Below are 23,084 nucleotides of genomic sequence, written 5' to 3'. Positions count from 1 at the left end.
TAAACCAACATTTCTGATATTCCCCTCATAAGTATCGGATACAATTCGCCGTTTTTTTCTCACAGAAAATAGGTTAAAAAATATGCGAATTGGCTATATTCGGGTGTCAACAACTGACCAAAACACAGAACTTCAGCGCGAAGCTATTGAACGTGCAAATTGTGAGCTAATTTTCGAAGATAAAATGACCGGCACGAAAGCTAAAAGACCAGGGTTAAACCGCTTACTCAAAAAATTAAAACCTGGCGATACGGTTGTTGTATGGAAGCTGGACCGGTTGGGGCGTTCACTCATAAACCTGGCTGATCTGCTACAAACATTTAAACAGAAAAATATCAAGTTTCTGTCTCTGACCGAAGGCATAAATACCGATACATCAATGGGGCGTTTCACATTCCATATTATGTCGGCGCTAGCGGAAATGGAGCGTGACATGATCATTGAGCGAACGCGCGCGGGCCTGGCTATTGCACGTAAAAAAGGCCGAATAGGTGGTCGCCCCCCCAAATACTCACAGGAAGATTGGGCGCAGATGGGGCGTCTGATCCTCGACGGCATGAGCCGTCATCAGGTCGCCATTATTTTCGATGTTGGTGTCTCGACGCTCTATAAAAAGTTTCCGGCATCACAGATGGAAAGTCTGGACGATGCGTATACGGATGCCGATGAACAAGCCGAGTTCAACAAGCGACCGATATGGGAGCAGGCCCTGGAGGAAGATTAAACCACTCAGCAAGTCCAAGCATCCCCCCGCCAAATGTAACTTTCAATAAAATCGGACCTTGAAATAACTTGAAACGAGGTCCGAGGTGCTGATCAGCAACGACATCTTGCCGATAGCCATCGCCGTCGGCCTATCTCTCCTTAGCGGTACAGGTGTTTTCCTGATGGAACTGAGGGAAGGCAAGGTCAAAGGAACTGTAGTGGATTTCCTCACCACGATTTCTTATGCGGTAACAGCAGGGCTAATGGCTTACTACATTGGGCGGCACCAGAAATTCGATGAGCCAATCATCTACTTTTCCGTACTGCTCTCCAGTAACAACGGGTACGAGGTCGTTCACATGGCCAGAAAGATAAATACCGAATCTGTTGCGAGAGTAATAACTCAAATCTTCACAAAGGGTGGCAAATAATGATTGCTTTGATTTTGGTCGTTGGGGCCAGCATAACAATGGCAGCAGACCGTTGGGCGCTACGGCGCGCGACGGTAAAAAACCTTTTCGTCGGTGAACATAAAATCGAGCAAGGGCACTTACGCGTCCCTGTGTATTACAACGTAAGATCATCCCGTCTTATCGGGGCGACTATCGAGTTTACACTGAGGGATAAAAGTTGCCCAACAACCGTTGTAGCGTACCGCCGTCGCACGCTGGAGCACGCATCCAAAGGGGAAAACTGCGAATACCTTGATATTCCTCTCGACCGTCTAATCATCCCTGCGGGGAAGTGGATCATTAACATTAAAATTCTGCACGGTGATTCATTCTACAACCCTCTTTACCGCATTTTTCCGCTTCACCTTGATGCACAGAAAGAGTTCGAAATTCTTCAGGGAGGAATGCATTAATGCCAGCCCCAAATGGTCTCACCTCAAAGAACGGGAAAAAATACGCCCAGGTCAATTTTGACCAGGTAACCGAGAAGGGATTAAAACCTTTCCTTGATGCGCTCAAAAAGGCCGGTCTCACTGTCGAGAACGTAGCTGCCAGCAACCGAGTTACCAAGAAAAATGGGCTCAATGTGAAGACCGCAACTTTGCGCTTCGAAGATAGCCAAGAACTTCAAACTGAAATTAACGATTCTGGTGACTTTTCTGGCTTCAAATTAAACGGCAAGCCAATCCCGGCAGTTCGCGCTGATACGTTATCCAAAATTGCAGATAGCCTCGCGACGACTGTGAAGCAGAACGCTAAAAAATTCAGTGAAAGTTTGGCTCGCAAGGCCAAGCGAGTCATTGATATTTCGAGTACAAAACCAGCGGTAAAATCTAATGTTCAGCGACTAAAAGAAGCCAAAGATCGCCGGGATAAGCTGAATAAAAATGTTCAAACCCTTCAGGAAACCGTCAACACAGCCACCAAGCAGAAATCAGACCTCACTCAGCGGGTACAGGATGCCCAAACGCGCCTGACGACAGCAAAAGCAGTAACGGCTCAGCTTGAAGATCAGCTTAAAAAACTGGAGAACCCAGATGCTTAAAACCATTAACCATCATTCTGGACTAGTTTTGTCCAATCGGCAGGATCTACCCGCAATCCAAATATCCGAGCAGGCAGTGCAGCTGCTGTACGCCGGAGACGGTGAACACTTCATGCTGGAATCGCTCTCACTTGAAGAATTCACCAGTACTTATTTTTACGATGTTCCGATGTTGCCAGAAGAGGACCTGATGCTTGAAGCAATTACCTCTACCCGATCGCGCCTGGCCGCAACTATGCGCGCGTTCGTTCGAGCATTAAACCAGTCACTTAATGGTACCGGAATTACTGCTGGAAACGACACCGCGGGTGAAGCGGAAGACGGAACCAAATCTATTGGCGGGGCCAATATCGGCAGGGCGCGTAAGGTGCAGGGGATCGCGGTTATGCCCGCGCAAATTCCACTCTCTGACGGCCAGAGCATAACTCTGATTTTCCATAGTCCGAGCGGCAATGTCGGGACGATCACAACCACCGACACACTGGTTGCTTTCCGTTTCCTGCTAAATAAGCGAGATGTGACAAACGTCGTATCGCCCGCAAACGGACGTGATATTTCGCTGAAACAGGTAACCATGGCACTTTCAAACCTGATTGAGCGAAATACCGCGAAATTCCAAAAGGCACAGGCGCGCCAGGCAGAAGTAAAAAGCGAAATAGCCAACCTCCAAGATCAGGGAGATAAGCTGGAGCAGCAGCAACTGGCCCTCGTTGAAAGTGGTGATGAAATAAAGGCCGGGCTGAGTACGCTGTCTCAGCAGCTCAATTCGTTGAACGCTCAGGCCTTAGAGCAGGAAGATCTGAATGATGAGCTGCGTAAGCAAATCGAGATCGCAGAGGCAGAAGCCGAAGCGAGAAAACAGAAGCCAATTCCTCCTGTCGACAATGAGCCATCACCGTTTGTGGTTGCAGCCGGTGCGATCGCCGCGCATACAGGCCACACAGAAGACCAGGTAACGCATTGGGCAGAAACCAAAGGGTTTAGCTCCGCGGAGCTTACAGAGCTCTCAGAGAAGCTCTCAGCGCATCCCACGACTCATAACATCGAGAAGATGAAGTCAGCAATTGATTTTGGTGAGGACATACCCACAATTTTGGAGACTGAACCCGATGTAACCCCTCCGGAGGCTGACACCGAAGCACAAAAGGCAATTGCTTATCTCAACAGTATTGCAGAGCTGGAAAGCTCTGATCTGGTCGAGATCAGAAATGCACGTGGTTCTGTACGTGAAGCCATATCTGCACTAACCGCTGCCGGTATTTATGACGAAAACGAAGAACTGGTAAACGCAGCAGTACAGCACCTGTCTGATCTGCTGGCCAACATAGCGCAGGGAGGCGCTGCTGCATGAAACTCAGCGCGATTGAACGCTTAGATCTCTCAGACAAACTTGATGAACTTCTGGGACAGGCAAAATCGGCAACCGGCATAGCCTTACTGGACCTCAACGACCAAATTGATGAGGTATTAGTGAAGTTGGGTTACGGGCCGACCGGCGACCCCGACGCGCCAGCTGGTCCACCTAAGATCGTTACTGATTTCCTCGCTGGTGAATTCAACAAACAGAGCGCCACTGATTTTGTCGCTACGCTGAGAGCACTGGAGCCCTTCCAGAGCGTTTTTCTCACCTTCGATGATATCAAGGCTGGCGCGCTCACCTGGATTAACGAGAACGCCTTACAGGCAGCCTAACGACATTAGCCGCCCGGAGGATCCAACGATCCGGGCGGTGCGGATCTGGATCTATGTTAAAAACCACTCTTAAAGCCCCTAAAACGGACAAAAAAACGAAGGTCATCATCGGTATGTGCAATTCCGTTGATGAGCTATCAGCTGCGATCCTCAGTTTCTGGGATCGTGAAGGTGTTAGTGGTAGCAGCTACTCTTTCATCCTCGATCGACTTTCTGCGTTATCCCTTAAGACGAATGTTAGCGAAAGCGATATCGCCGCATTCACCAACTTGGCCAGCGCTGTACTGGGTAAAACTTTCACTGCTGCAAAGAAAGAACTTGGCTACGGGAAAAGCATCTTTTTGACTAAAGTCGGGGAAATAACCCGAGTTCATCCGTTAGCAATTGAGAACCAAAAGATCTGGCGCTTCATGTTCGTCACCGGTGATTTCTTTCGTCTACGCAGTGTTGCGTCAGAGTGGAAGAACGCTAAAACCCCTGAAGAAAGGGATTCCGCAGCACTACGTATGCGAGAAATTCTCTATCCCATCATGGTCGACAACATAAAGTTTAAGTTCCCGGCCATATCGGCGGTTATGTCACGTATCGGTGATTTACTGAATGACCAGATGTTTAATATCTTCCAGATGCTACGTGTCGGGACAGAGGAACCGGCCAGCCAGACACTTACATCAGAGAGCGCATCAGACGCTTACCAGCAACGGAAAACGACTGGCACCGATTTTTTACGATCCATGTCAGTACCAGGAAGGATCGAAGAGGCAAAGGCTGAAATAGCCAATATGCTGGATAGCAAAAATCCTGAATCCTTGGAGTGGATTAACGTACGCAATTTGTTTGGGGAACGCGCTGAAGCCGTTCGTACTGCATTGCTGAGCGGGAAATTTGGTTTCGGTAGTCCTGGCGAGCAAGATGGGTGCGCCAATTTTATCAACTCAGGTCCCAGTCATGGCGCTGAGTGGTTAAAAGACGTGATCCAAACCTCGATCAAAAAAGTGATCCCCCAAGTAGAGCTAATCAGGGAAGAGTTGTTAAACGACGCCGAAATCAACGATAGCCAGGCTGATGAGTGGATCTCCGGCATCAAGATTAGCCGTGCGCTTATAAGCGAGTATGATATTTACAGCGGCGTGGATGGTAGTTTTCTGCGGGATCTTAAAGCTGTTTTTAAACTTGCTCGCGGCCGCATCCGGACACTAAAAAACATCGATATCCTGCGTGGCCGGTCGTTTGCCAACATTCAAAAGAAACAAATCGCCCTGAATCCTCGCGGTGGTAAACGAGCACTCTGGCATGAAGTGGGCCATCACTTTGAGTTTTCAAACCCTGATTATCTGCTGATGGCGCGCGCCTATCTTGCGGAACGAACCAACGGGGAAAACGCTGCTGTAGCGTCATTGAACCGTTTTTATCGGAATGGGGTTTACGGCGACAAAGAGGTTGCGATAGCTGATCATCTCTCATCACCCTACATCGGAAAAATCTATGGTGGCTACCATATCGACACCGCTACGTTCACAGAGGTTTTTTCCTCTGGTTTTGAATATCTGGCGCAGCCTAACTCTGGCGCCATATCCCTGGTAAACAGTGATGGCCTCATCGAGTTTGTCACTGGTGTGCTGAAGGAAGGTCACTAATGGTAGATATACAAATTTCCGACGGTACCCGCACCGGAGTAGTAACGTTCTATGGGGACGAAGCCCTTGAACCGTGTGATTTCAGTGTAACCGGTGATTTCTCGATCGAGTCCATCATGAACTTGTTCTGGTTAATCACCGCTACTGCAGAGGGTACTGGCCAAGGTATTTACCCGATCAACGGTCCAATGTGCGCGCCGTATGAAATGTTGCGTGTACTCGAACTGACTTCGATCAACGTGACCGGCATTCCTGATGATTGGGCTGCTGAGCTTGAGGCAGAGATGTACCAGAGTGAAGAAGAGTTTAGTAATGGTGCGGTTTCCTGACACTTTTGTTTGAACCATGTAGCCCGAGGTACAGGGCTACAACTATGAATCAGGATATGTCTACTTCTAAAACTCGAACTGGCACGTCTTTAGTATTTTGAACAAGACTGCCTATAACAAAATCGGAAACAGGAATCGTTTTGATTTCTTTGCAACTCACAAGTGTTAATTTTACGCCTCGTGAAAAGACGAGCTCCTTCTCATGACCACTATCTGGATCTTCATTGTCGAAGAAAAAAGCTTTTGTACGAGCCTGACGAACTCGAAGAACAAATAAATCAAGCGCGTTATTATGATAAGCCCTTCCATGAAATTGAGGCACACCCATTGCAATATTAGGGCATAGTGTTGTTGAGAACGGTCTGATGGTTTCAAACATCGCGCCTCGTAAATACCCAACAGGCCACTTCCCTCCATGAAAAAGAAATTGCCCCGCTGTTACCGTGCATCCGTAGAGATTTATTGTTTCTGAGACTTGGTTTAGGTTGCAGAAAGAAGAATGGCACTGATATGTGTCTAACACGTCAGGCAAGGTTTTTGGCATAGAAAATAGCCAAGACGAATTTTTTTCCAAGGCATCATCAATGTGGAAAGACAAGCCCTGGTCCCCGCCATACGTTTTTGCTGCATGTACTGCTGCCTGATAAGGCGTGCTCAGTTTACAGTCATGATAATCATCATCATATGGTGTTTTGAAGAGATCGATAAGGGGTAGGGGCATGGCTAAAAGTCCTTGTTTTGCCTGGTTTGAACCCCTTGTACTCTACTTTGAAATGTAACTTTCAGTAAGCTTAAAAAAGAAAAAGGACACCTAATGGCGTCCTTGTGATTACTACTGACTTGTCTGCTCGTATTTTTCCATAAGTTACATCTGGAGTAGACATGAATCCGAACATACCAGCGTTTATGAAAACGATCCGTTTTTCTGAGGGCACGCTAAATCATCCGCTTACAGTGAATGACGGCTACGATGTGATCGTCACGGGCATCGATGGTAAACCAGAGGTTTTTACTGATTTCAGCGATCATCCTTTCGCCAAGGGCCGTCCGGGGAAAGTTTTTAACAAAGCTGGGCAGCGTTCTACTGCGTCAGGCGGCTACCAGCAGCTTTACAAATATTGGCCGACGTACAAAGAGCAACTGGGGTTGAAAGATTTTAGCCCAGAGAGCCAGGATAGGCTTTGTCTGCAATTGCTGAAGGAACAGCGTGCTATTGCGGATATTGAAGCTGGCCATATCCGACGGGCGATCGCCAAGTGCGCTAATATCTGGGCAAGCTTCCCGGGCGCGGGGTACGGCCAGAGAGAGCATAAGGTTGAAGTTCTGATCGAGGCCTACAAGAACTTTGGTGGTAAGGTGGCAGAAATCAACTAACTGATGTGGCACTCTTTTGGGTGCCCTTTTATTATTATCCACACCGTAGATCATAGTCTTTTAGATCAATATATAGATCAATATACAGATCAATAAAGATCACCGCGCTTGTAACTTCATGATTCTAAAAACGAAAACGGCACTTTGGGTTAACACTTTCATAAAAAAAGTGGGCACTTTCATAATTTTGGTGGACACTTTCATAATTTTAGTGGACACTTTCATAAATCAAAGGTGGGCACTTTCATAAAATTTGTGTTTTTTATCCACAGGTGTGTGAATAACTCAAAAAACATCTTTGTTATCAATATCTTTCATGTAGATCCTCTACGTGATGTGAAATTTTTAACCACCGATTATGCACACGCTTATTCACAGGCTCGTAATCGGTAAAATCTGAGTGTAGACGATGGAATCGACTGAAAATCAGACAGATGACGGTTTAAACCCAGAACATCCGTTCGTAGTTCACCGTGAAACTGGTAAAGATTACATGCTTGTGCCAAGTGACGACAAAAGTGTTCAGCCAAGGGCGTTGCTCCGCCTAAGCGTGTTCACGCCTGTCGCACCGAAGGAACGTGGTAAGCGTGATTTCCTTATTGATGCGTCTGAAGAGCTATCAACGCTGGAAATCGCACGTCGCGAGGGTTACACGAAGATCAGAATCCAGGGTGCCAAGCTTAACATGTCCACGGATTTCAAAGCATGGATAGGGATAGTATCAGCTTTCTCTAAATATGGCTTTGAAGGTGAGAAGATTACTCTCTCATTCTCTGAGTTCGGGCGTATGTGCGGCCTGCGGCCAACAGACCTGAACGGCCGCGCGCGTACTCGCCTGAAAGAGTCGTTATTCAATATCGCGAGTGTAACGCTCGGATTTACCAGTAAAGATGGCACCAAGAATATGGTGAGCCACCTGGTACAGAAAGCTAAGCTGGATGAAAATGAGGATGTCGTTGAACTGGTAGGTGATAAGGATTTGTGGGAGTTATATCGCTGGGATCATAAAATCCTGCTAAGTCTGAAACCGCTGTCAAACCTCTCTCGAAAGGAAGCTGCACAGGCTCTGTATATCTATCTTGAAAGCCTCCCATCTAACACCGGCCCTCTGTTTATGACAATGAAGCGGTTCCGTGAGCGACTGCTACTGGACTCACCGGTGAAGACTCAAAACCAGACAATCAGAAAGGCACTGGCTGACTTAGAGAAGATCGGATACCTGGAGTACAAAGAGGTGAAGAAGGGGCGTGAAATTCAGTTCACGATCCTCGCGCGCAGACCAAACCTTAAGTTGACCTCATCTAAAGGAAAAAATGAGGAAAATGAAGGAGATGGTGGCGAGCAGTGATAGAGTAAAAAGGTAGTCACTTTCATAAAAAAGGTGGGCATTTTCATAAGAGATGCCCGCCTTTTTTGTTTGGGGTGGCTGGTATCATAAAAAGGTGACCACTTTCATAAAGAGGCGGGTGTGTATTCGGTAATTAGGTGGGCAGTTTCATAAAAAAATGGCTAAAGGTGACCACTTTCATAACTGTGTTTTTACCCACTTATGAAAGCAGCCACCTTTTTGATAGTTACGTGGTCACATTCCATAAAACGGAAGGGGTTTTGATGCGTTACAAGGTCACATTTTTATGAAAGTGGTCACCTTTAAAAAGAGGCGAGTCACCTTTTATGAAGCTGTCCACCTTTTGAGGAAAAGGTGTGGAGGGTTTATGAAAGTGCATACCTTTTGCTGAGGCCGACTAATATCGACAGGCCGACGTTGCGGCCTGTCTTGTGTTGACTACTGAATGAGCTGGAGGATGACGGAATGGATGTCAGGCCAGTTGTTCAAAACCCACAAAATGATTTCTAAGATGTGATCCAGAATTTCCATAATCAAAAAAATGTTCATGCTCATGTCCTTTTAGGCATGTACAAGGGCACAATTACCCTTGTTTCGGCGCAAGATTAACTGAGATCACTTGTCGTTGTTCTGGCTGTAAAAAAAAGACCGCCGCAGCGGTCCTTACTCCCTACCCGAACAGTTCTTCCAGATCTATCCCATACGCATCCAGCCATGCGCCGCGGGGCCAGGCGTGGACGCACTGAAATTTGCGCAACACGAGCGGCTCGACGTTATTCCTGAGACACCAGTTACGCAGCCGGTGCCATTGATATTCTCGTCCCATTTTCCTTTCAACTGCATCGAGGGTGGCATAGTTGCGGCTCCGGCCTAGCCGTTCCGCCAGCTCGTCACGTTCGCGCAGTAGTTCCTGGTTCGTTAACGGCTGGTGGTTATTGTTTTTCTCTTCCAGTTTGGCGCGAAGTTGTGAGTTTTCGCGCTCGCGCATGAGCAGCTCTTCCAGCAGTTCGATTTGACGTTGCTGTGACTGTATCAATTGATGGGATGCTGAGTGCTTTGCTGGTAGCGTAAGTTTGCCGGTGCGGTAGTCCAGAAATGTCTGGTTTACCTGCAGACGGAAGGCTGGAGAGATCCAACCGGCGTACTCTATGGCCAGCAGCTCGTGAGCGAAGGTACCGCCGTTACGTCCCTCGTATGAAACTGTGCATATTTGTCCAGTTTGCATTTCAAGTTCAGAGAGAAGTTCTTTAGTAGATTTGTTTCGTAAGAATTTGGCCGGTGCTTTTTCTTCACCAAGACTGCTTGCTTTGTGCAGGGCATTGAGGTTAAAACGGCCTTCTGCGTCAGTTGTTATTTCCACACCGCAAATCACCGGCGCTGCAATTTCATTTTTTGTTGTGTTCATTTAGCCACCTTCATTCCCTGTGATCGACCGAAAAACGCCTTAATTTCACAAACCAGACGGCGCTTAATGGCTGATTTATTCCTGAGTAAGTAAAAGCCTTCTGTAATCATAAAGTGGCTGGCCAGCGTGGAAATTGCATTGATGCCAGTGATGTCTACATGCAGTTTTTTGGCCGCAGCGGCGATCGCTTCTTCTGTCAGAAAATTCATGGGCGAGCCCTCCAGTAAGAGAGAGTCGGGGAGTTAGAGGGAAATCGGGCGGCAAAAAGGCAAGGAGCATCTGGAAGTTGTGATCGGGCGTCAGATTCGCTGGTAGCGATAACGATGTGGTAACGGCGCAGCTGGCAGGAATAAAAGCGCCAGATAAACTGTAGTTGAGATCGGGTTGGGGTAGTAGCCATGGTGGCATCCTCGCTGATGGATTTGTAAATCACCACCAAGAGGTTCCAATCTCTATTTGGTGGTGAACTGAATGGGGTTGGAACTACCGGCCATCAACGAACCCGGCGAACCTTTCGGTTCCCCCATCCAGCCCACCATAATTTTGGCGTGCAAGGACGCTGACACAAAAAAACACGCTGAGCGCGTGTTGAGTGCTCGCTAATGGTTATCGGGGTTCCAATCCCGGCTGCAGATTTTGCTGCGACAATAAAACCTTACTCTGAACCACCAGCACGCGTCAACACGTCCGGTATAAAACGGTACATTAAATACGGATATTAGCAAATAAAAATTAGTATATTCTGTTTAATAGAGGGGCAAAAAGACCCCCTCTATTAGGAGCTGCTTTATTCTTACTATTCGTCAGGTTCAAAGAAGTTAATGAACTGGCCTAAACTGTTTTTATATAATTTGTAGGTAACTGCTAGTTTATCTCCGTCCGAAAATTCATATGTTCCGTAGCATGTCAGAACATTCAGACCGCCTTTAACCGTCTTCTGGTCATAAGCATCAATTGCTGAGAATTCCGCATTCTGACTTTTCAGGAGATCATTATAAGACTCGATGAGCATTGCCCTAACTTTCGGGGAGTTGCAGTCAGTTTTAGCAAAATTGGCATCAGGATCGCCGACAGCAAAAGCAGATGTTGCAGTAGCAAACAATGAGACAACTAACATTCCCTTAATGATTTTGCGCATTTTTTATCCCAATAAATTAGTGGTTAAGCTCACTGGCGGATGGCTGGTGGCGAAGGCCTTCAATCTGTGACACGTCCGGACTACGTTTCCCTGTGATGATATTTTTCAACTCAGGAATATCGTTTTTATAGACGAGCTTATTTTTAAGCATGAATGCCTGACCATCTGCGTTAGTCAGCATGTTGATCGGCATAACAAATTCACTCAGTCCAGCGGACATGTACCCCATAATCGATTGGTCTTTGGCTATTTTATGAAGGGTATCGCGGTAGGAGTAACCCGCGGCTTGCATCGCATCATCGAGGGCGAGTGCAGAGTAACCGTAGGCGCAGTTGCTGCGGCTTGTTTCGTCGGCCTTGGAGCTACAGCTCATACCTTTAGCAACGATATTTTGGTCGATATGGCTCGCAACCCACTTGGCTTCCGCTCTGGTCGCTGGCATTGCGGCGGAAATGGCATTAGCAGAAAAGAAAGCCATAGCCGCTATCAAAAGAATTTTTTTGCTCACTGTGTGTTCCTTGTGATTTTTTATTTTGCTGTGTGGATGTCTAAAAGGGTTGGATATCCTGCTTGCCCGCAAAGTTGGTAATGCACTTTGTAGAAGTTGCCAAGCTTGATGAAGTTATTGGCCTGTGATTGTTGGAGCGTTGAAAAACCTGCGTTCTCAAAATCAGTGGGCATAGCCATTATGCTTTTGTCTGCATTGAGGAACTGAATCAGATCCAGTGTCATGCCTGATTTGGAAAACTGTACAGCTACGACACCCATTGTGTCGGTTTTTACTGTACAACCAGAGTCAACGGGGGCAATGCCGATTATGCCTGTATTTGAGATTTCTGCAGCCATTGCCCCAGAGGCAATAGAGGCGCATAGAATCCCCATGCTTATTATTTTTTTCATATTGTAGTCGTAAATAATTAATAAAAACGAGTGGTTACAATACTACTGCTGTCCTCAAAGTTCATTTGTCCAGGCTCAAAAAATTGACAAAAGTTTGTACCAATATGAAAAAAGGCCGCTAGGTTATTCCCCAGCGGCCAGTTGACACGGGATCTCCAACGCTACTACGCGTTTGTCTTTTGGGGTTTTATACCCGGTCCTTTCTTCTTAGTTGCCGCGTGCTGGTTCTTTTTGCTCTTCATTGGATTCTGTAAGGGTTTCAGTCCATTTTCCTTACGGTACTTACAGATACGGCGCCAGGCATGCTTTTTGTCTTCAAGACTAATCGGCTCAACCGGCTTACCATCGATATCGCGACGGGCACGGCTATTGATGATCCGCATTTGATAAACCTGGGAGCAGCAACAGGCGCGTAAAGACTGCTGTAATTTCTCCTCGGAGATATCCAGGCCGCGTCTGACGATTTGTGTGAGCATGTCGTCTTTGATGCCGTTCTTCATCGGCAGCGGATGGTTACCCTGGAAGAGAGCGGGGAAGAGTTCTTTGATCAGGAGTCGCTGAGCCCGGTTTTTTCGGGTTGTCGCTTTACTGGCGTGGTGTGTTACAGGGGTTGTGGTTTCCACCGTTTTTACCTTTGTTATCGACGGTACAGAAAATACTAATTTATTAATGGCGTGATGTCGCTACTGATGCTCATAAAAAAAGCCCCGAGAGGGGCTTTGTCCAAAGTAGCAAGCGATTAGAAACTGGCTACGCGCTCAGCCAAGACACCTTGATACTCGCGCATTGATGCCGCCTGTCGCCGCAATCGCGACTGCTCTTCAATGCCTAAGCTGCGAAATACGTCGCCAGCTTCATCGATAAAGGCAGTTAATTTGATGAGACGGTCACTTAGTTGTGCGAGTTCTTCCAGCACGCGCAACTGGTGGGGCGGGAGATCTGTCTGCAGCTTGTTTTCCTGATCACTACTTTGCTCATACAGTTTTTGTTTTAACAGATAGCCTTCCAGCTGCCATATTTTGTTTACCGCGTTCTGTCGCGCGATTTTCTTGCCTATTTCGGTATCAAAATTGGCAGGGGATGCGCAGGCACTCTCACCTGTAACGGTATATCCATTTTTTAAGACTAATACGCAAAAAGTGAGATAGCAGAGAGCTGAATGGTCAACATCTTCGGCTATTGGGGAAGGTTTCCCCTGCTGCTTGCTTACATAGCTCTGTTTGAAGATCGCACCATTCCAGCCATCACGCGCAGTGAAGTAATATTCGTTCTGGATAATGTTCTCAATGTGTTCAGGTGTAACGCGTGGGGCCGTTTTACCTTTGGACAAGATTTCCTGTTCAATATCTGTATCAGTCATTTTATTACCTTAGCCGAAGTGGCGTGTGGTGCTTTCAAAGTTAATGATGCTGGACTTGTCGACCGGCTCGGAATGGTGGCGTTTGGCCGGTTGGCTGCTGGTGGAGATTTGATCCACCGGCAGCGTGCGGATAGAAGGGCTGGCCAGTGATTCAAATAGCTTATCGACGATGGCTAAATCTTCTTCCGTTTGCATGTTGGCAATAGCATCGCGCTGGCGCTGGTTAGTGAACACCGGTAGCTTGTCGAGCACGCGTTCAAACATGGCCGTACGCAAAGAGGCTTTCTCTGCACGCTCAGCTTCCCCCTTCCTCAAGGACTCCAGCATGACGCTTTGTTCTTCCAGCTGGCGATCCTTATCAAGCAGCTCCCCTGCAGCTGCCAGTCGGGCAACTTCCAGGTCCTCGATACGCTGGATACTTTCAAACATCACTTCGTACTCATTCAGTGCGGTGTAATGTTTGATGATTCCGTCGGCATCTTCTTCAGTGAAGTTCTGCTTGATAAGGGCCTCAGTCATGACAGCATTGCGATCTTCTGTGCTCTCGCGCATGGCGGCCGGATGGTCCATGCTGATGAAGTTGGGCATGGTCACATAATCCATGCCGTAGTAGCCCGTGGGAATGGAAATAGCGGGGGAGTCGCGGCCAGTTGTCACCCATGACCAACCACCAGCGCGGGATTCCAGCATACTGGCAACGATGCGCCCGGGTGCGGTATCAAAAATCTCTTCGGTATGAGTGACGACGCCATCATCGTCGACTGAAATAGCGATGGTCCGGCTGGCTGGTACGTTCTCTATAACAACCGGTTTGCCCTCCACCATGATGACGGATGTTTCTGGCAATTCAGGTGTCTTAGCCAGCTCACGGCGCGTGTGGCCGTAATAGCCGTAGAGCTCACCCAGGCGCAGGCCTTCCTGCGTCTCTTGGCTGTTGATCATTCTTTTCACCGCTTCAAGCATATATTTGCGGTTGTTTTGTTTACCTTTACGCACCTTGTCGAACAGTGAAAAACGGTCCGTGTGCGTCAGCAGGGTTTTGTATTTAGGTGCCATATTGGTCCTCATTCTTCAAACGCTTTGATGATGATGTCTTGCAGTTCATGCCTATCCATCGACCTGATGAAATCGCACATAGCGGCATCCGGTCTGTGAGTGACACTCTCGAACATGCCTTTCTTATTGCCACCGCCGAAGTCGTTCTCGTGGTCCTCATCCTGAGATGCTTTAAGTTCAGTCAGCAGGGTTTCGAGCTTGGTTGCTGGGATCTTCAGAACGTCGCCCAACACGATCTGTTTGAAGGTGTTGGATTTTGCCAGGGCGGGGTTATTGCAGATGGCGTCAGCAATGGTGACGAACACGCTTGCATAGTTGGCGTGACTGTCCATTGCGGCGCTTTCTTCCATCTCGATGCTGGTGGCCATCGAGTTGAATTCGATTTTGTAGGGACGCTCTCCGGAGGGGTAAACCTTCCCGTATTTGGCCGCGAGGTGAATATCGCAAAGACGGTAAATGCATTCGGCCGCGCCGCCGCGTAGCCAGCCAGCGACCATGCCCGCCTGAATACTGGTACGCAGGAAACCACCTTCACCGAGCCCGCCAGTCATCTGGTCGGCAAAACCGAGCATCGTGTAATCGAGGTTAAGTGCGGACGCCAGCTGCTTGATGTGGAACATGATGTCTTCGATGCCGGATATATCGGCTGGCATCGATTGGGTATCGATGGTGATTTGACCTTTGCCGTTTGCCAGTATCGGCAATACGGTGTTGGTAACCACCGGCGCAGTGTTGTTCCCGCGGGCGCGTTTCTCCATCTGCATGGCGGATTTTTGTAGCTGCTCGGACACTGTTCGGCCATACAGCGCCGCTTTCGCCGGATCGAGATTGTCCATGTTCAGGCCAATCAGCCTGTCGATTTTGCTGGCGTTGTAGCGAGAAGCTTTTAATGCACGGATGGCTCCGCGTAAATTCAGGTAAGGCTCATAAGCATTTTGCAGCAGGCTGGTACCGTAATTCTGCGTTTCGACCGGCATCCGCTTTGTAGGATCAGACAGGAGGCTGAACTGCTCGGCACCGGTGTATATCGGCATATTCATCCGGCTCGGATGCCAGAGTGGGATCTTCATCGAAACCATATCCCACGGCTTAGCGAACATGAGCGCGCCAGATTCATCCTTAAGGTAGTCGCCGGTGAAGCCCGCCAGATCCCCGCCCACGTAATACTCCTTAATGAAGTAGGGAAGGGTGTAGTAGTTGCATTCCATCGAGGTGATGCCGACTTTCTGCACTATGTGCGGGCGTATGTAGCAAACACCGAAGATGGCCATAATCAGCCCCCAGCTGGGGAGCTCCGCGTTAACTTTGAGACCGATTTCGTTGGTTAACTCTCTGCACAGCTCATGAGCCGCTTTATTTTCCTCGTCGTTCTCATCCGCCACCGGCTGGAATTCAAAAGAAAGGTTGGTTCTCTTGTTGATAGAAAATGCGTACGAAACGTGAATATAGAGTGCCTGGCCGATAGTCGGATATGTGGCCATTTCTTCCAGGAACGGATAGCGCTGCAGGCGTTCGACAGGTAGCGACACCTCATTCAGTACATCGCGTCCGGAGCTGACCATCGAGTCGCCGAAATACTTATCTGTTTCACCTTTGCCCAGCAGGCAGGATCGGGAAAACACGTTCATGAAACCGCTGCCGCCGCTGCTGGTGGCTCCCAGCGACATAACGTTTCCGTGATTCGCCTTCCCACCGGGCAGCAGTTGGTCCAACGCTTTCAAAATGTTGTCTTGCCGGAACTTGGGCATTCGAAATGTGACCTTTGATAAACTAAGAAATAAATTAGTACGTTTGGTTAATTTATCAAAAGTTCACTCTCGGAGGTGACGATGCCGGATGGCAAATACGCGGAAATTCTCGACTCATTTCGAACAGTCGAAGAAATCATAAGGCTTATCAGATCGCTGGGTTTAACCCGTGAGCCGGTTATCTACGGGATCACGAAAAAAGATGGTGTATCTGTCGACCGCGAGCGCAAGGAAGCGAATCGGAAAGCTATCGAGCTGCTGAATTCTCTGCCTGATGGCGCTGAGCTTACGCCGGAACAACGGCAGACGCTGGCCCGCTACACCGGCGAAGGCGGGATCGGCGGTTCAACTGATGAATATTACACCCCTCAATTCGTTGCGGAGGGCATTTGGGAAATCATGAAGCTCTACGGGGCTGATGCGGGGAATACCCTGGAGCCATCCTCTGGCGCCGGTGTTTTTAATGAAACAAAGCCGCGCGGTACCGTCATGACGGCAACCGAAATTAGCCCGATATCCGGGCGTATCAACCAGCTTTTACATCCGGAAGACGCCGTTCATGTGATGCCGTTCGAAAAGCTGGCCAGCGGTACCGACGATGCCATTTTCGATCACTGCGTTGGCAACGTGCCGTTTGGTTCGACTCGTGGCGATACGATGAATCTCGATAAAGCTTACGCCAAAGAGAAAGACATTGGCCGTTACTTCATTCTCCGTTTGCTCGACAAAATTAAGCCCGGAGGCCTGGCGTGCATCATCGTTCCATATGGCATGACCAGCGGGACCCGGATGAAAAAGCTCCGAGAACAAGTGTCACGTAAAGCGGAGTTCCTCGGTGCTCATCGCCTACCTTCTGGGACATTCAAAGAAAATGGCACGCCGACGGCGGTCGACGTTTGGGTATTGCGTAAACATCCCGAATCTCTTTCCAACATGATCCTCCAGGCTAAAGAAGATCTATTGGTCGAAGCAAATGTGCTGTGGCCAGAGTTCATCACTGGCAAATGGTTTGAGCATGACGGAAAGCGTTTCGTTTATGGTGAGGTCAGTACCGGCTTCCAGGGCCGCATCGTCATTAAAAACGATCAGATCACCCCGAGCGCCCTTAAAGAGAAGTTAGCCCGCCGCTTCGATAGTCGTATCAACTGGGATTTACTCAGCGTGCCGGAGCCGGTCAATCAGAGCGCCAAAGAAGGTGATAAGCGCCTGATGAATGGCCAGTGGTACGAGTTTATCAACGGGCAGTGGGTTATCAGCATGCCCACCAGCACACTCAAAGTCGACCCGGCAATTTACGGCGTTTCTTCTCTCGATGAAATTAAGGTTGTACTGGATAACCCCAGCGCATTGCTGGCTCGTGACTGGAAGCAGGTCCAGGCGTTGGCCGGTAACTACTGGGAAAGCATGAGCGAGTCAACGCGAAAAGCCTACTCCTATGCGCTGACGCAGCGCGGCGATCTACAGGAACGGCTTTTCCGAGGCGCACTCATTGGCGCGCAGATTGGCGTGCTGCAGGACGCTATCGCCAACAAAATGCCGGGTGACTATATAGACAGCCTTCGCACCAGCGCCGCGCAGCTGGTGGATGAGGAATACAAGCGCTTTGGTGATCCGAACACCGGCAAGATAAGCAAGATCTCCGGCAACAATAGCGGGGACTGGCTGAAATATCGTGCGGCGATTACCAGCACCGGCGAGCTCTCTGACTTATTGCAAGGCAGCATCGAGGCGCAGATCTCAGGTGAATACGACACAACCAATCATGAGCAGGTAGTTCGCAGCCTGTTTAACCAGATCGACCTCATTCCTATCACCCTGGCGGAGTTCCGCGCGACGTCGACCGCAGAACTTCCTGAAAGCGATGAGGAATTGCTTGATCTGCTGGCCAACACTGACGGCATAGCGATAACGCCGACCGGTGACCTTATGCCTATGGACCGAGCTACCAGCGGCGATATTGGTCTGATCACCGGGCAGATTCAGGGTGTGCTGGCTATTATCAAAGAAGGTCCGCAGAAAAATAACTATCTGCGCCAGCTGGAAGAGATTAAGTCGAAGCGCAAATGGACCGGTGTTGACGACATCGCGTTTACCCTCGATGCGCGCTGGTTTGATCGTAGCCTGGTGCTGGAGTTTTTACGTGAAAATGGTTACGACGAGCTGACGTATGTCGATTCAATTAAGGTTGAAAACGGCGCTTTAGTCTCTGAGCTTGGGTACCGCGGTAACAATGGCGTGTTTGCCGGATATCGTTACGGTACGGTCCTGAAGAAGGATAAAGATACCGGCGAAAATGTGCCGACCTATGCCCGCAGGACCAGTAGCGATCCTTTTGCCGCGCAGCTGGAGAAATACCTCAATGGTGGCCGAGCAACTGGCGTTAACACCGAGGCGTATCGTTCGCGCATTGAGGACCTCGAAAGCCGTTTCAATGACTGGATTCGTCAGCATGATGAGATTGATAAGCTGGTGGATCAGTACAACGCCGCTTTTAACTCATTCATCCCCTTCGAACAATCTGATTCGCCCCTGGGCCTTAAGGGTATCAGTGGCCGTCGGGCTCCATTTGGCTATCAAAACCAGGAAATTCGCCGCCTGTCAGAAGATGGCCGCGGCATCATGGGCTTTGGTACCGGCTTAGGGAAAACGACGACCGCGCTGGCGCTCGGTTTGTATAACATCGAGAACGGCCGCAGCACGCGACAGGCTTATGTTGTGCCCAAGGCGGTGTATGAGAACTGGTACTACGAGGCCAAGTCGTTCTACAGCGAAGAGATGTTCAACAAGATCCTCTTTGTTGGCCTGGAGACTATCCCGGACGATGCCGGTGGTATTCGTCAGGTGCAGGTACGCGGTGAGAACGGCGAACCTAAGTTTGATGATAACGGCATACCGGTAATGCGTGATGCGCTGAAGATCTCAGACAGCGCTACCATTAAAGCCCGCATGAACATGATCCCTCAATCGAACTACCCGATTGTGGTCATGACGAAAGAGCAATACGCCGCTATACCAATGCGCGAAGAAACCATTCGCGACCATGCTCACGATGTTCTGTTTGCTCAGGCTGAAGCAGGCCGAGTGAAAATCCTTGCCGAGACCTACAAAGAACAGCAGAAGAAAAACCGCCTGTTGTCCGAGCACTCCGATACCGGTACCGAGAAACAACACGACTTCCCTTATTTCGAAGATATGCAGTTTGATAGCGTGATCGTCGATGAAGGGCATAACTACCGTAACAGCTATAGCGCCGGTCGTGAGGCCTCTCAGCTGGCTTACCTGCCAGTTCCATCAGTTTCCCAGTCTGCGCGCGATATGGCGGTCAAAAACGCCTACTTGATGGCTAAGAACAATGGCCGTGGGCCGGTGTTGCTGACCGCCACGCCGGTGGTCAACTCGCCGATCGATGCGTTCAATATGCTCTCCCACTGCCTGAGTATGTCCGACTGGCAGCGCATGGGGATCTACACTCCTGATGATTTCGTTAAAGTTTTCGGCAAGAAAGAGATGTGTCTTGTCCAGAAACTGTCTGGTCAGGTTGAAAGTAAGCTGGGCCTGGTTGGCTTCCGAAACCTCCCAGGGCTGCGCGGTATCTTCCATCGCTGGGTATCACTGAAAACGGCGCAGGATGTTTCCGAACAGGTCAAAATTCCGGAACTCGACGAACGTACGGTCGAAGCGCCGATGTCGGAAGAGCAGGAGATTGAATACGAGAACCTGCGCCAGCGCGCCGAGAAGCTCTCACAGAATGACAAAATGGGGGATTTCGACTCTGAACCGGAAGATGCCGACGAAGAGAAGGACACCATTTTCGGCATTATTCGTGATATGGACCGTGTTTGTACTGACATGGACCTGTATCGGCATCAGATCACTTTCTTGCTGCCTGCCGCAGACGTGGACAAGGTACAGCAGCTGGTGGCCGACCTTCCTGATTCGCTGGGAGCGAAGGAAGAAAGCGACGAGGACTACGATGCTGAGGGCCGTTTTACCGTCGATGTTGATGGTAATACCTGCACGTTGGTGGTCCCGGAGATGTACGAGCAGGAGGTAATAAAACGTCTCTCAACGTTCGACATTGATCCCAAAGAGGTCTCGCACCCGCTCACCCCGAAATATAGTGCGCTGATCGAGGGGCTGAAAGAGGGGCTGAAAAAAGGCAAACAGATCATCTTCACCGATGAAAAAAGCCAGCACGGTAAGCTCAAACGCATCATATGCTCGCATCTGGGGCTTGATGACAGTGCCGTTGGTATCCTGAACGCCACTACGGTTGCAGAGGCTGGTAAGAAAGGCCGCAAGCCGAAAAAAGTAAAACAGCCGAAGGACCTCCCGGACGAACCTACCGAAGAGCAGGTTAAAGCCTATTACGAGCAGAAAGCCGCGTACGATGAGTATGTTGCTGCTATCAACGAGGTTAGCCTTGGTGGGTTGGAGCAAATCGCGGCCGACTACAATGAAGGCCGGTCACGCATCCTGATCTGTAATAAAAAGGCTGAGGTCGGGATTAACCTTCATATCGGTACAACCGATATTCACCACCTTACTTTGCCCTGGACACCGGCATCTATCGACCAGCGTAACGGCCGCGGCGCGCGCGTGGGCTCTACTCAGGATTCCGTTAAGGTTCACTACTACTGTGGCCGTGGATCGTTCGATGAATTCCGCCTGCAGACGCTGAAGCGTAAAAAGGACTGGATTCGCGAGATCCTCACTTCTGACAAAGCAGAGATGGAAAACGCCGATGCCGGAAACATGGTTGAAATGCAGCTGCTACTGGCGGCCAACCCGGAAGAGCGTGAGCGTCGTATTGCGGAACAGGTTGCTAAGGCTAAAGCTGCAGTTCTGGAACGCGCTACTAAGCGTGCGAACCTTGACCTGCAAAACTACATCAAAGCTCAGCATGCCAGTGGCTCTGATTTAGAAAAAGAGCAGCAAAGGATCGCCTACCTGGAGGGAGAGGTAGAGCGGACATCAAAACATCTCGAATCGGTCCGTAACGAAATCGAAGAGCTTTTATCTGAGCGCGAGGCGATTAAAGAAAGGGAAGCCGCTGGCACATCAAAAAGCAATGACAGCTGGCGCCCACGTGCAATCGAGCGTGAGCTGCGTACCAGACGCGAGCAACTCAACGACGCCAGTAAAGCGGATGTGTCGGCTCGTTCTGCATTGATGAAACAGCAGCGCAAGATCTCCCGCCTGGCTAAAGCCGAGCAGAACATTAAGCAGCTGCGCCCGGTTGTCCTGAAGGCTATCAAAGAGGGATTGCTCAAAGTTGATCCTGATGTGATTGACCACGGCAAAGAGATTCTGCTGGTTGAAGGAAAAACCTATAAGGTCGGCCAGTATTTTCATTTCAACACGGCTACGAGGGGTGGGAAATACGATTCTATTTCCTACGCTAAGATCGTCGGGTTGGACTTTGACGCGCGTACGGCCAATCTTCGCGGTATTTTTTCGGCGAACGGCACAAGCAGTGCGCCTGATGCCAAGAATGTGCCGGTTCAGCTGCTGGGTGATCCATGTGATGTGACTAAAAGCGAACTTGAGTTGCTAAGTGAGCTGCAGGGAGGCCTGAGCCTTCGCAAGGCTGCAGAATTGCTGAGTAAAGATCAGTTCTATACCTTCCTTAAGACTGGTCAGCTGGTGCTTACCGATAATTATTCTGTTGCCTATGATGGCGGGGAATACACCCAACAAACGCTCAATATACGCAGCGCTGGTTACGGATATGGCTCTTCCGATACCAAGTCGATTGCATGGTACCAGCAGAATGGCCATAAGCTGGTTTACCCGGACCGCAGCGACGAGCAGCTCAAACGGGCTATTGCCATTCAGGAACGTCAACAAGCCCGGTTTACTAATTCATGTCAGGGATTTTTGCTGGCGTTGTACGGCGAGAATTACAAGACTGTCATGGCTGGTTTTGGTGAGGTGGCCAGCGCCGATGAAATCGCCGCGCTTGTGGCGAAAAAAGTCGCCAGCTTCTCTCTTTGGAGTAGTTCGCGTGATTTTAACATCTCCGTCAATGAATACATCCGTAGCGGTCTTGTTCGTTCTGTTGAGCTGGACAGGCTGGCGTGGCTGAGCAATGAGGTCCCGGCAATCTACACTAATAAGCAGGACTTTATTAGTGCTCTGGAGGCCGAGAAACCACGGTTAAGGAAGCAGGCACAGCAAGAGCTGATTACTGGCGTGGCGAGTGTTGCCCAGGAACGTTATGAGGAATTTAGCCGAGCGATTAAGAGTGGTTATGCGCCTGGTGACCGTGAAATACAAAGTGTACTGGACGGCTCTGGCTCGTTCCTGAACACATACGGCGGTAACGGCCAGGATTACTTCCGGGTTGTTGAAGCGTGTGCGGCCATGGTCATTATTGGGTTGCTTGATCCGTCTAAAGTTACAGCTGAGTTGCTGGTGCATGAAGACGATGCCCGTCAGCTGGTCCGGGATGCCGACAAGCTGTACTACAACATGTCTGAAGAGGATAAAAAACGGGTTAGCGATACCTATCAGGCTAAGCGCCTGGGCGTTTCTACCGAGGAATACCAGAAGCGCGAGGATGCCCGCAAAGAGGAAAAACGGAATACTGAGAACGAAGCGGACGAACTTGGCCTCCGTATCCAGGTTAACACTACCCGACTTCGCGGTAAGTATGGTCTGAATTTTGCCCCTGGTGGTTGTTACGGATTGCAGGACCCGAGAGGGAAGGAAGGGGCTCTCTTCCGCGCTAAAGAGGCACTAAAGGCTGATTTTGGGGCTCGTTATTATAACGGGAGGGATGCTGGCGAAGAGTTTGCTGGTAGCTGGTGGCTTATCCCTATCAAATATGGTCAGGCCGAAATTCTCGAAGTTGTGGCAAAATACTAATCTGAAAGGAGATTGCCGGGTAAAA

General features: G+C 49.4%; 22 protein-coding genes and 1 pseudogene. 11 read left to right on the top strand and 12 right to left on the bottom strand.

Annotated elements, in window-relative coordinates:
* Positions 1-82: 82 nt before the first annotated feature.
* The 8 genes from OGW16_RS00575 (at position 83) to OGW16_RS00540 (ending at position 5,860) form a co-directional block, all read left to right on the top strand.
* The gene (locus tag OGW16_RS00575) at positions 83-724 is read left to right on the top strand and encodes a recombinase family protein (RefSeq protein ID WP_211924592.1); all 642 of its coding nucleotides are present in this window, start codon (positions 83-85) and stop codon (positions 722-724) included.
* Positions 725-809: 85 nt separating this feature from the next.
* Positions 810-1,136 (top strand): hypothetical protein, encoded by a 327-nt coding sequence (locus OGW16_RS00570; RefSeq protein ID WP_071667238.1) that lies wholly within the window; start codon positions 810-812, stop codon positions 1,134-1,136.
* On the top strand, positions 1,136-1,570 hold the full coding sequence (locus OGW16_RS00565; protein WP_286517536.1) for a lysis protein: 435 nt from the start codon (positions 1,136-1,138) through the stop codon (positions 1,568-1,570). The genes OGW16_RS00570 and OGW16_RS00565 overlap by 1 nt, the downstream gene beginning before the upstream one ends.
* Entirely contained in the window at positions 1,570-2,202 is a 633-nt protein-coding gene (locus OGW16_RS00560; protein ID WP_275377595.1) for a defense against restriction DarA-related protein, read from the top strand. The genes OGW16_RS00565 and OGW16_RS00560 overlap by 1 nt, the downstream gene beginning before the upstream one ends.
* Positions 2,195-3,553 carry an antirestriction phage head protein DarA gene (darA, locus tag OGW16_RS26420; protein WP_275377596.1) on the top strand — a complete coding sequence of 453 codons (1,359 nt, stop codon included), beginning with the start codon at positions 2,195-2,197 and terminating at the stop codon, positions 3,551-3,553. The genes OGW16_RS00560 and darA overlap by 8 nt, the downstream gene beginning before the upstream one ends.
* Positions 3,550-3,894: a ddrA gene (locus OGW16_RS00550; RefSeq protein WP_257663981.1), complete on the top strand. Its 345-nt coding sequence runs from the start codon at positions 3,550-3,552 to the stop codon at positions 3,892-3,894. The genes darA and OGW16_RS00550 overlap by 4 nt, the downstream gene beginning before the upstream one ends.
* Positions 3,895-3,947: 53 nt before the next feature.
* Complete coding sequence (locus OGW16_RS00545) at positions 3,948-5,531, top strand: hypothetical protein (RefSeq protein WP_286517534.1); 1,584 nt, start codon at positions 3,948-3,950, stop codon at positions 5,529-5,531.
* Positions 5,531-5,860, top strand: coding sequence for a hypothetical protein (locus OGW16_RS00540; RefSeq protein WP_211924598.1), 330 nt, complete (start codon positions 5,531-5,533; stop codon positions 5,858-5,860). The genes OGW16_RS00545 and OGW16_RS00540 overlap by 1 nt, the downstream gene beginning before the upstream one ends.
* A 49-nt stretch (positions 5,861-5,909) precedes the next feature.
* On the opposite strand, the gene OGW16_RS00535 is transcribed toward OGW16_RS00540, so the two are convergent.
* Positions 5,910-6,581: a hypothetical protein gene (locus tag OGW16_RS00535; RefSeq protein WP_211924599.1), complete on the bottom strand. Its 672-nt coding sequence runs from the start codon at positions 6,579-6,581 to the stop codon at positions 5,910-5,912.
* Between the two features lie 161 nt (positions 6,582-6,742).
* Here OGW16_RS00535 and OGW16_RS00530 point away from each other — a divergent pair, with 161 nt between their 5' ends.
* Together OGW16_RS00530 and OGW16_RS00525 are read left to right on the top strand one after the other, a co-directional pair.
* Positions 6,743-7,234 carry a glycoside hydrolase family 24 protein gene (locus tag OGW16_RS00530; RefSeq protein WP_211924600.1) on the top strand — a complete coding sequence of 164 codons (492 nt, stop codon included), beginning with the start codon at positions 6,743-6,745 and terminating at the stop codon, positions 7,232-7,234.
* A gap of 409 nt (positions 7,235-7,643) precedes the next feature.
* A complete protein-coding gene (locus OGW16_RS00525; protein WP_071667230.1) occupies positions 7,644-8,582 on the top strand; it encodes a RepB family plasmid replication initiator protein in 939 nt (312 codons plus the stop codon).
* Positions 8,583-9,252: 670 nt separating this feature from the next.
* Here OGW16_RS00525 and OGW16_RS00520 read toward each other — a convergent pair.
* The 11 genes and pseudogenes from OGW16_RS00520 to OGW16_RS00475 all read right to left on the bottom strand — a co-directional run bounded on the left by OGW16_RS00520 (position 9,253) and on the right by OGW16_RS00475 (position 16,108).
* Positions 9,253-9,987 carry a KilA-N domain-containing protein gene (locus OGW16_RS00520; RefSeq protein WP_286517533.1) on the bottom strand — a complete coding sequence of 245 codons (735 nt, stop codon included), beginning with the start codon at positions 9,985-9,987 and terminating at the stop codon, positions 9,253-9,255.
* Positions 9,984-10,196 (bottom strand): hypothetical protein, encoded by a 213-nt coding sequence (locus tag OGW16_RS00515; RefSeq protein ID WP_286517532.1) that lies wholly within the window; start codon positions 10,194-10,196, stop codon positions 9,984-9,986. Before OGW16_RS00515 ends, OGW16_RS00520 begins: the two co-directional genes overlap by 4 nt.
* Positions 10,193-10,387 (bottom strand): host cell division inhibitor Icd-like protein, encoded by a 195-nt coding sequence (locus OGW16_RS00510; RefSeq protein WP_286517531.1) that lies wholly within the window; start codon positions 10,385-10,387, stop codon positions 10,193-10,195. Before OGW16_RS00510 ends, OGW16_RS00515 begins: the two co-directional genes overlap by 4 nt.
* 396 nt (positions 10,388-10,783) lie before the next feature.
* Entirely contained in the window at positions 10,784-11,125 is a 342-nt protein-coding gene (locus tag OGW16_RS00505; protein ID WP_181553304.1) for a hypothetical protein, read from the bottom strand.
* A gap of 16 nt (positions 11,126-11,141) precedes the next feature.
* The gene (locus OGW16_RS00500) at positions 11,142-11,633 is read right to left on the bottom strand and encodes a hypothetical protein (RefSeq protein ID WP_286517530.1); all 492 of its coding nucleotides are present in this window, start codon (positions 11,631-11,633) and stop codon (positions 11,142-11,144) included.
* Positions 11,634-11,653: 20 nt separating this feature from the next.
* Positions 11,654-12,025 carry a hypothetical protein gene (locus tag OGW16_RS00495; protein ID WP_286517529.1) on the bottom strand — a complete coding sequence of 124 codons (372 nt, stop codon included), beginning with the start codon at positions 12,023-12,025 and terminating at the stop codon, positions 11,654-11,656.
* A gap of 164 nt (positions 12,026-12,189) precedes the next feature.
* Positions 12,190-12,648, bottom strand: coding sequence for a ProQ/FINO family protein (locus tag OGW16_RS00490; protein WP_211924604.1), 459 nt, complete (start codon positions 12,646-12,648; stop codon positions 12,190-12,192).
* A 116-nt stretch (positions 12,649-12,764) separates the two neighbouring features.
* Positions 12,765-12,947, bottom strand: coding sequence for a crAss001_48 related protein (locus OGW16_RS26415; protein ID WP_373276878.1), 183 nt, complete (start codon positions 12,945-12,947; stop codon positions 12,765-12,767).
* 48 nt (positions 12,948-12,995) lie between these two features.
* Positions 12,996-13,385 (bottom strand): annotated as a pseudogene (locus tag OGW16_RS00485) (Gp49 family protein); the annotation flags it as partial.
* A 9-nt stretch (positions 13,386-13,394) separates the two neighbouring features.
* On the bottom strand, positions 13,395-14,441 hold the full coding sequence (locus OGW16_RS00480; RefSeq protein ID WP_257663990.1) for a head processing protein: 1,047 nt from the start codon (positions 14,439-14,441) through the stop codon (positions 13,395-13,397).
* Between the two features lie 8 nt (positions 14,442-14,449).
* On the bottom strand, positions 14,450-16,108 hold the full coding sequence (locus OGW16_RS00475; protein ID WP_211924606.1) for a phage portal protein: 1,659 nt from the start codon (positions 16,106-16,108) through the stop codon (positions 14,450-14,452).
* 162 nt (positions 16,109-16,270) lie between these two features.
* Here OGW16_RS00475 and OGW16_RS00470 point away from each other — a divergent pair, with 162 nt between their 5' ends.
* Positions 16,271-23,059, top strand: a complete 6,789-nt coding sequence (locus tag OGW16_RS00470; protein WP_286517528.1) for a helicase-like domain-containing protein — start codon at positions 16,271-16,273, stop codon at positions 23,057-23,059.
* The last annotated feature ends 25 nt before the right edge of the window (positions 23,060-23,084 follow it).

This window comes from Citrobacter sp. Ce104, assembly GCF_030334595.1.
Taxonomy (GTDB): Bacteria; Pseudomonadota; Gammaproteobacteria; order Enterobacterales; family Enterobacteriaceae; genus Citrobacter; species Citrobacter europaeus.
The sequence above is the reverse complement of the archived record's forward strand: the minus strand, read 5'-3'. Positions and strand labels throughout refer to the sequence as shown.